The organism is Novosphingobium endophyticum (assembly GCF_014640675.1).
GTDB lineage: Bacteria > Pseudomonadota > Alphaproteobacteria > Sphingomonadales > Sphingomonadaceae > Novosphingobium > Novosphingobium endophyticum.
Map to the genome: position 1 here is coordinate 1 of NZ_BMHK01000071.1, position 7019 is coordinate 7019.

A 7019-nucleotide genomic window follows, 5' to 3' on the forward strand; every position below is an offset into this window, starting at 1 on the left:
CCTCCCGGGTGGCCGGGAATTAATCGGAATAGTGGCCGGCATCATCTCGGAATCCCGGCCGGGATCATTTCGGAATAGTGGCCGGGATCACCTCGGAATCCGCAGTTCATCGAGCCGATTGATCTTGTGATCATGAATGCGACTGAGCAGGTCGGTGAGATAGGCCTGCGGCTCGAGGTTGTTCATTTTCGCAGTTTCGATGATCGTCATGGCGCGCGCGAGGGTCTCGGCGCCCGCCTCTGAACCGGCGAATAGCCAGTTCTTTTTCCCAGTGCATATCGGCCTGAGAGCGCGCTCGGCGGCATTGTTATCGATGGCGACACGCCCGTCATCGACGAACAGGCTGAACGCATGCCAGCGGCTCAGGCCATACCGAAAGGCCTTGGCCAGATCGCCCTTGCCCGGGATTTTGGTGAGTTGCTGCTCGGACCAGGCCCGCAATTTCTCAAGCTCCGGCTTGCTCAACTTCTGCCGCGCGGCATGGCGAATGTCGGCAGACTCGCCCGCGATCTCACGCTCGATGTCGTAGAGCTTGCCGATGCGTTTGAGAGCCTCATGCGCAATCTCGGATTTATGCGCAGTCCAGATATCATGAAAATCGCGCCGCCAATGGGCAAAGCAAGCAGCTTCCCGGAAGCGCGCTTCACCGTCCTCGCCGGGTTCGTAGAGCTTCAAATAACCCTTGTACGCGTCCGCCTGCAGGATGCCTCTGGCATTGCCCAGATGGGCAAGCACATGCTCTGCATTCCAGTTGGGGGCGTAGCGATAGACGACACCGGGCGGCGCGGTACCAGCCCAGGGTCGCTGATCGCAGACATACCCCCAGATCCGGCCTTGCTTCACACCCTTGCCGATCCCCTTGGCGCGCCGTTCCGGAGCCAGCACGCGGATCGGCGTGTCGTCGGCATGGAGAATCTCGCTGCTCAGGACCGATGCTTCGATCTTGTCGATCACAGGCAGTAGCATCCGCATCGCGCGACCGCACCAGTCACCAAGCGTGCTGCGCGGAATGTCGGCGCCCATGCGGGCCAGGATTTCTTGCTGGCGATAGAGCGGGAGCTGATCGTCGAACTTCGAGACCAGTATGTAGGCCAGGAGACTGCTCCCAGCCATGCTGCCCGGGATCGGGCGGCTCGGGGCCGGCGCCTGCACCATCTTCTCGCAGCAGCGGCAGGACTTCTTGGGACGCGCGACTTCGACGACCTTGAGCTTTGCCGTGATCATCTCGATGATCTCGCTCAGGTCCTCTCCGACGAGGCGCAGTTCGCCTCCGCAATCCGGGCAGGTGCTGCCTGGATCGAGTTCCCGCCGCTCGCGCGGCGTGTCCGCCGAGACACGCGGACGCCGCCTTGAGCGGGCGTCAGAAGAGCCTGCCTCGGCGCTGGCTGGTGCGGGCGCCTCATCCGGATCGTCCCCTTCACTCTGCCCGAGACCCTGTTCCGAGGCGGTGACGAGCAAATCCTCAAGAGCAAGTTCGAGTTGTTCGATCTCGCGCCGGATCTTCTCGGAGGATTTGCCGAAGGCCTGCTTCTTCAGCTTTGCGATCTGCAGCCGAAGCGCCTGAACGACCAGATCATGGGCCCGCAGCGTTGTTGTCAGCTTCTCGTTCTCAGCCTGCAGTTCGGCGATCTTCGCCTTGAGGAGGGCCGTGTCTTCGGGGAGAGCGGAAGCCGCATTCAGCATGATTTTCCTTACGGAAAATCAGCAGTAAGGTCCAGTAAAACAGCCATTTTTGTGAAGAAAATCACCCCACTCGAGCCGGCGGAGATCCCCAGTTCGGACGCCTCCAATCAATCCCTTCCCACAGCATGGCAAGCTGGGCCGATGTCAATCGCGTGACCCCATCTGCCGCAGAGGGCCAGGGAAAACGTCCCCGCTCAAGAATTTTATAATACATGCAAAATCCCTGGCCATCCCAGTACAGGAGCTTCACCCGGTCGCCTTTGCGTCCACGAAATGCAAAGACCGCGCCGCTCGATGCTCTCTGGCCCAGCACGGTCTGCGCCAGCATGGCGAGCCCCGTTACTCCCTTGCGCATGTCGGTCGCCCCGCACGCCAGATAGACCCGCACACCGGTGCCTGGACCAATCACGCTCCTTCAACCGCCCGAATGAGGTGCATCAGGGTCGAGCCTTCGATGCTGCTATCGAAACGAAGGCGGCGTCCTTGCCGCAGACACAGCTCTACGATCGAAGGTGAGGCTATCCGGTCCTCGAAGGCAGGCTCCGCTTTGAAAATGGGCGGGCCAATGTCGACCTGCAGAAAGGTCGGCGCCGGCGGCGCGGGGAGCATCCCTCTTTTCTTGAACTCATGCCGCCACTGGTAAATCTGGCTGCGCGTCACGTCGTAGCGCTGCGCAACGCGCGAGAGCGTCTCGCCGTTCACGCCCACCGCAGCGACAATCTCCAGCTTTTCCGCTCGCGTCCATCGACGACGCCGTTCCCGGCCCAATATCTCCACCGCTGCCCTCGCACTCGCTGAGGACGTCCATAAGTACGTCCTTATGGACGTCCCTTACGGACCCAGCTCAGACCCGAGAAGGCGGCCTCAACCGTGCGTTTACCTTAAATTCGGAGCTGACCAGCGCTTCTTCGAACGCGGGCTGGACGAGGTCGATGTGGTGGTTCATGGGCGCCACTCTCATGAGCAACAGCCGCATTCGTATTTGCGCGGCCGACTGATCCTGACCCGGCGAGTCCCGGCTATCACGCTTGACTCACGGAATGAAAAGGCACTGTTCTGGAACCCGGCCGGTGCCTCGCTCGAGCAAGCCTTGGCTGCACTCGGGATGCCAAACGCTAGTGTTGGCGTCATTGGCGGTACGGAAGTTTTCGGGATATTCCTGGACCGTTACGACGTGTTCTATTTGTCTCGGGTGCCGGATGTGCGGCTGCCAGGCGGGCGTCCGGTGTTTCCTGAAGTGCCCAGTCGGACCCCGGAGGAAGTGCTTGCAAGTCACGGCCTCGAGCGTGGTCCCCGACAGGTGCTTGATCCTGCAAAAGGCTTGGTGGTCGTTAGCTGGCAACGTTCATCAAAGCCTGATTGATAAACCGACATTTCCTAAATGCTATCAAGCCAATTTCCGCTTCTGCGGTTCTGCGCTTAATAGCAGACGGGCAGCCGACCACCTATGAAAAGAAGCTCAGGGATTGGGACGCAGCGCGCGCCGACCTTCGCGAGCAGGAGTGAAGCGCAGGCCGCGCTTGCCGAGTTCTTCGGTGAAATCCGCGAAGAAATCGCGACCGGTCAGCGCGAGGTCGATAACGGTTACGATCCGTCCGAATTCAGGATCGTGAAGGCAGGTGCATCATGAGCGATTTTACGTCTGCAACCGGCAAGCCTAGCTTGCCGGTCTGCGGGCATAGATACGGTTAAGATGCCAGCGATGGGCGGCGATGATTAGCGCCTCGCATCCTGAATAGGCCAATTGTCAGGAGCTATGCAGGCAAGGCGATCCTCAGTGTAGAGGAGCCCCGTCGGCTCGACTGGAATGCCCCTTGCCAAGGCCTTTGAACCTGAGGGCGAGTGCTGCCAGCGCTGCAATTGGCAGTGCCCAGTCCTGAGGTACGGACAGCAGTATGGCCGCGCTGCCCCCGATGATCGCCCAGACCAACGGGACAATCCAGACCCACCAGTGGACCTTGCTTGCCCAGGTCATCAATCCGAGCGTGAATATTACTAACGGACAGGGTGCCACTCCGAACATGGGGAGCGCAGGGTATGCTTCACCGCTCAACAGCCCAAGGGCGGGATAGACAAGCAGAGCATAGGCAATCATGGCCCAACCGGCCATCGCGCGAACTGGCGAGCGGTCCTCAAAGCCGAATGCTGTGCGACTGCCTGCTTGAAATGCCCAGATCACGGCCTGCAAGAGAAAGCCGAAGGCAAATGCCCAGGCCGCAGGATTGATCCGGGTGAAAAATAGGCCATGATATACCAGTCCGGCCCATGCCCACATCACCGCCAGAGCGCCGCTCACAACACAGCCGGCCTGCGGATGGCGACGCCATGCCGCCAGGGTCGCGATCATCGCGAGCAGATAAAATATAGGGATCGCCGGCCATATCGCCTCGTTGTAAGCCGCAAACAGTTCGAAGAACCGGTCTCTTGTGAAGGGCAGCACGGCTTAAATCTGACCACCAGATTTCATGAAGCATTCTTGCCCATCGCGCGCAAGCGGGCCAGCCAGCGCTCACGCTTTGCCGCGCTGCTTTCGACGGAGCCGATGATCGTATCTCGCACGGGCTTGAAGCCGACGAAGCCGAGAATATTGCGCTCAAGACTCCTGACGCTGTGTGCCCGGTAGAAGAGGCGGTAAAGCGGCGCCGGCATTCCCATCGAAACGACCACGCGCGCTGACTTGCCCTTGAGCAGCTTTTGCGGAAAGCCCTTTTCGGTATAGGTGAAGGCGAAGCCAGGGCGCAGGACCTGCTCGAAAAACCCTTTGAGCAGGGCAGGCACATCCCCAAGCCACAAAGGGTACAGGATGACCACGTGCTCCGCCCAACGCAGCGCTTCCTGCGATGCAGCAATGTCGGGGGGAGGCTCGCTATCCTGCCATTCGCTCGGCGAACGCAGAACAGGAAAATCGAGTGCCGCCACATCGATGCGCTTGATTTCGTGCGCGCTCATCGCCCCATCAGCATAGGCGTCAGCCGCAGCATGAATGAAATGCGCCCGATCGGGATCAGGGTGGCCGTCGATCACGAGCACCTTGGCCATGGCAGTTCTCCTCATCGGGTTATTATCGCAGCTACCTTGCCAGTCTGCCGGAATGCTCCGCTGAATACCAGCAAAGCGCCGGTGCGATCGCCAGCCCCGCTCCGGAGCACTGACGAAAATCAGTTCTCCCGTAGTCGGCCTGGAGCCCTAACAGAATGGTTTCGCGCGAGGCCAAGGAAGGCGCAGCCTATCTTTTGCGCTGATCCGGCAGATCGAGCCGGAATCCCGGATAGACGAAAGCCGTGCTGATCGCCTCGCAGTCTTTCTCTGAAACCCCGCAGCGCCGCGCTGTCTCGTACCAGCCTCCGGTTATCTGCTCCTCCATGCGCGCGATGATGCTCGCGGCTTCATCTCTTTCAAGATGGAAGCGGGCGCACTGGGAGAGCAGGTTATCCGCATGGGCATAGCGGCCCAGATCGCCGCAGGTCAGGGCGAGGTCGCGCCGTTCCACGCTGACCGGCGTGGATGGTGTCAAATCATAGGCGGGCGAAAGCTTCCAGCCCGCATCCCTGGCGATTGCGGCATGGTTGCGGGGGTGATCGTCGGTATTGGAGATCAGCGCGTTGAAGACCATCCGGCGGAAGAGTTCGGCGGCATCGTCTTTCGGGTTCGCGCTGATCCTGCGCAGCTCTTCGGCCAGCAGGACATAGGACCAGCGTTCGCGATGTTGGTGCGTGTCTTCGGTGCGCAGGATCGTCAGGCCGCTGATCATGCGGGAACGGACATACCCGCCTTGCGTCTTTTCACGGTCGAAACGTTTGACCAGCAGGGCATCGCGGCCACCGGCTGCCACCACCTTGCTTTGCGCGCTGTGTATCCCGCACTCTCTGGCAAGCTCCAGCATGGCGTGTTCAACGCGCGCGTGGTTCCACCTGTCGTCCGGCCTGCCGAATTTTGCGAGCCATAAGCCTTGGTCATCTTCGACCACGGCCTTTGGCCGCGCGCCGCCCATCGATGTGCCGATCAGCATCAGGTCGTAGGCTTGCTCCGCTTCCGGTCCTTCCGGCAAATCTTCGTCAGCGATGATGGTATCGGCCAGCGTCAGCAGCCGCTCAAGGTCAAGTGTCCTGTTGAATTTGCGTTTCGGGGCAGGGGGCTCGGGGCCAAGGCCGAAGCCCAGCGCTCCGGCGCGGTCGTCCGGCGCGTAGAGCAGATAGTCAATCTCCCCGAGTGCGGGCAGGCCGGCATGTTTTTCAATGACCCGCCGTCCCCAGTAATCGGGACCGGCATCGCGCAGCGCCCCGAAGACACCTTTAAGCGCCGTGGTCTGGTAGGTCGTATTGGCAAGTTTGAGTTCGAGCGGATCGATCGGCACGGCATCCGCGCGGGCAAGATAGCTCTTGCCGTAGACAAAGCGTCCTACTGGTACGCCGGTCCTGTCCGGCTCCAGCACAAAACGCCCCGCCGTCACGAATTCCGTCGTGCCGGGGAGCATGATGTAGACAAAGCATTCGCTGGCTCCGGCCTTAGAAGTCATTGTCGAGCTCCCGGCTCGTGCGGGCGCGTTCGCGGCCACTGAGGCTTTCGAGTGTCAGGCCTTCACGATCCTTGGCGGGATCGGCGAGCTCGTTCATCGGACCGAGCAGATCATAAGCCCAAAGCAGGGCTGCATAGGTGGCAATGCCCGTGCTGAGCTTTCCCTTTTCCGCATCCATGACAGCGCGGGGGCCGGTGCCGATTTTTCCGGCAACTTGATCGATCGTCAGGTTACGGCGCAGCCGTGCCGTGCGCAGGTCTTTACCCAGGCGCTTGATCGCCTGTTCGACCTCGTAGGGAGGCGCGCTTGTGAGAAGGTTTTTCGCGGTCATTGCTCTTAAAAGCCCTTTATGATCGTTAATCTGCTTTCAAGAGCATATCGTATTTTCGCGATCCTGTCAATATTAGCGCTCTTAAGAGCACCCTATAGCCTATTGTCTGCTTTCAAGAGCAGAAGCGATTGGGTGTGAGATTGTGCGCCAGCCCTATTTCAGACTGACTGCGTTACCCGTTCACAGCATCGCCGTTGCAATTTTTCTCTTACGTTTCAGCCATATACTGCGCGCTTAAGGCGTTTGCGGCAAACAGCAAGTAAAGTTGGTTGCGAGCCCCCGCAACCAACTTCCAGAATATCTCAAGCCCTTGGTTTTCCAAAGCCTTTTTAACACCTCGGAGAACCGGCCGATGTCCTCGGACCGCGGTAACCGTCCGATTGCTCTTGCTCTTACCCACAAGTGGTCGCGGGCGTGATTCCGTTTATCGCGCGCCCATTGCCTGGCTGGAATCGGTCATGATTCATTCTCCGGCACCTTCGGGCAGCG

9 protein-coding genes are annotated in these 7019 nt (G+C 60.1%); 2 read left to right on the forward strand and 7 right to left on the reverse strand.

Annotated features, from left to right (window positions below; translation table 11 throughout):
• Nucleotides 1-87 precede the first annotated feature (87 nt).
• The 3 genes from tnpC to tnpA form a co-directional block, all read right to left on the reverse strand.
• Entirely contained in the window at nt 88-1683 is a 1596-nt protein-coding gene (tnpC, locus tag IEX32_RS19950) for an IS66 family transposase (RefSeq protein WP_188773286.1), read from the reverse strand.
• A gap of 61 nt (nt 1684-1744) precedes the next feature.
• Nucleotides 1745-2092 carry an IS66 family insertion sequence element accessory protein TnpB gene (gene tnpB, locus IEX32_RS19955; RefSeq protein ID WP_188773287.1) on the reverse strand — a complete coding sequence of 116 codons (348 nt, stop codon included), beginning with the start codon at nt 2090-2092 and terminating at the stop codon, nt 1745-1747.
• Nucleotides 2089-2460 (reverse strand): IS66-like element accessory protein TnpA, encoded by a 372-nt coding sequence (tnpA, locus tag IEX32_RS19960; protein WP_188773288.1) that lies wholly within the window; start codon nt 2458-2460, stop codon nt 2089-2091. Before tnpA ends, tnpB begins: the two co-directional genes overlap by 4 nt.
• A gap of 43 nt (nt 2461-2503) precedes the next feature.
• Between tnpA and IEX32_RS19965 the strand changes: the two genes are divergently transcribed.
• Together IEX32_RS19965 and IEX32_RS19970 are read left to right on the forward strand one after the other, a co-directional pair.
• The gene (locus IEX32_RS19965; protein ID WP_188773289.1) at nt 2504-3046 is read left to right on the forward strand and encodes a dihydrofolate reductase family protein; all 543 of its coding nucleotides are present in this window, start codon (nt 2504-2506) and stop codon (nt 3044-3046) included.
• Between the two features lie 84 nt (nt 3047-3130).
• Nucleotides 3131-3313, forward strand: a complete 183-nt coding sequence (locus IEX32_RS19970; RefSeq protein ID WP_188773290.1) for a hypothetical protein — start codon at nt 3131-3133, stop codon at nt 3311-3313.
• Between the two features lie 144 nt (nt 3314-3457).
• Here IEX32_RS19970 and IEX32_RS19975 read toward each other — a convergent pair whose 3' ends face one another.
• From IEX32_RS19975 to IEX32_RS19990, 4 genes are all read right to left on the reverse strand, one after another.
• Entirely contained in the window at nt 3458-4123 is a 666-nt protein-coding gene (locus IEX32_RS19975; RefSeq protein ID WP_188773291.1) for a DUF6064 family protein, read from the reverse strand.
• A gap of 23 nt (nt 4124-4146) precedes the next feature.
• Complete coding sequence (locus tag IEX32_RS19980; RefSeq protein ID WP_188773292.1) at nt 4147-4722, reverse strand: NAD(P)H-dependent oxidoreductase; 576 nt, start codon at nt 4720-4722, stop codon at nt 4147-4149.
• Nucleotides 4723-4909: 187 nt separating this feature from the next.
• On the reverse strand, nt 4910-6199 hold the full coding sequence (locus IEX32_RS19985; protein WP_188773293.1) for a type II toxin-antitoxin system HipA family toxin: 1290 nt from the start codon (nt 6197-6199) through the stop codon (nt 4910-4912).
• On the reverse strand, nt 6189-6530 hold the full coding sequence (locus IEX32_RS19990) for a helix-turn-helix domain-containing protein (RefSeq protein WP_188773294.1): 342 nt from the start codon (nt 6528-6530) through the stop codon (nt 6189-6191). Before IEX32_RS19990 ends, IEX32_RS19985 begins: the two co-directional genes overlap by 11 nt.
• Nucleotides 6531-7019: the final 489 nt, after the last annotated feature.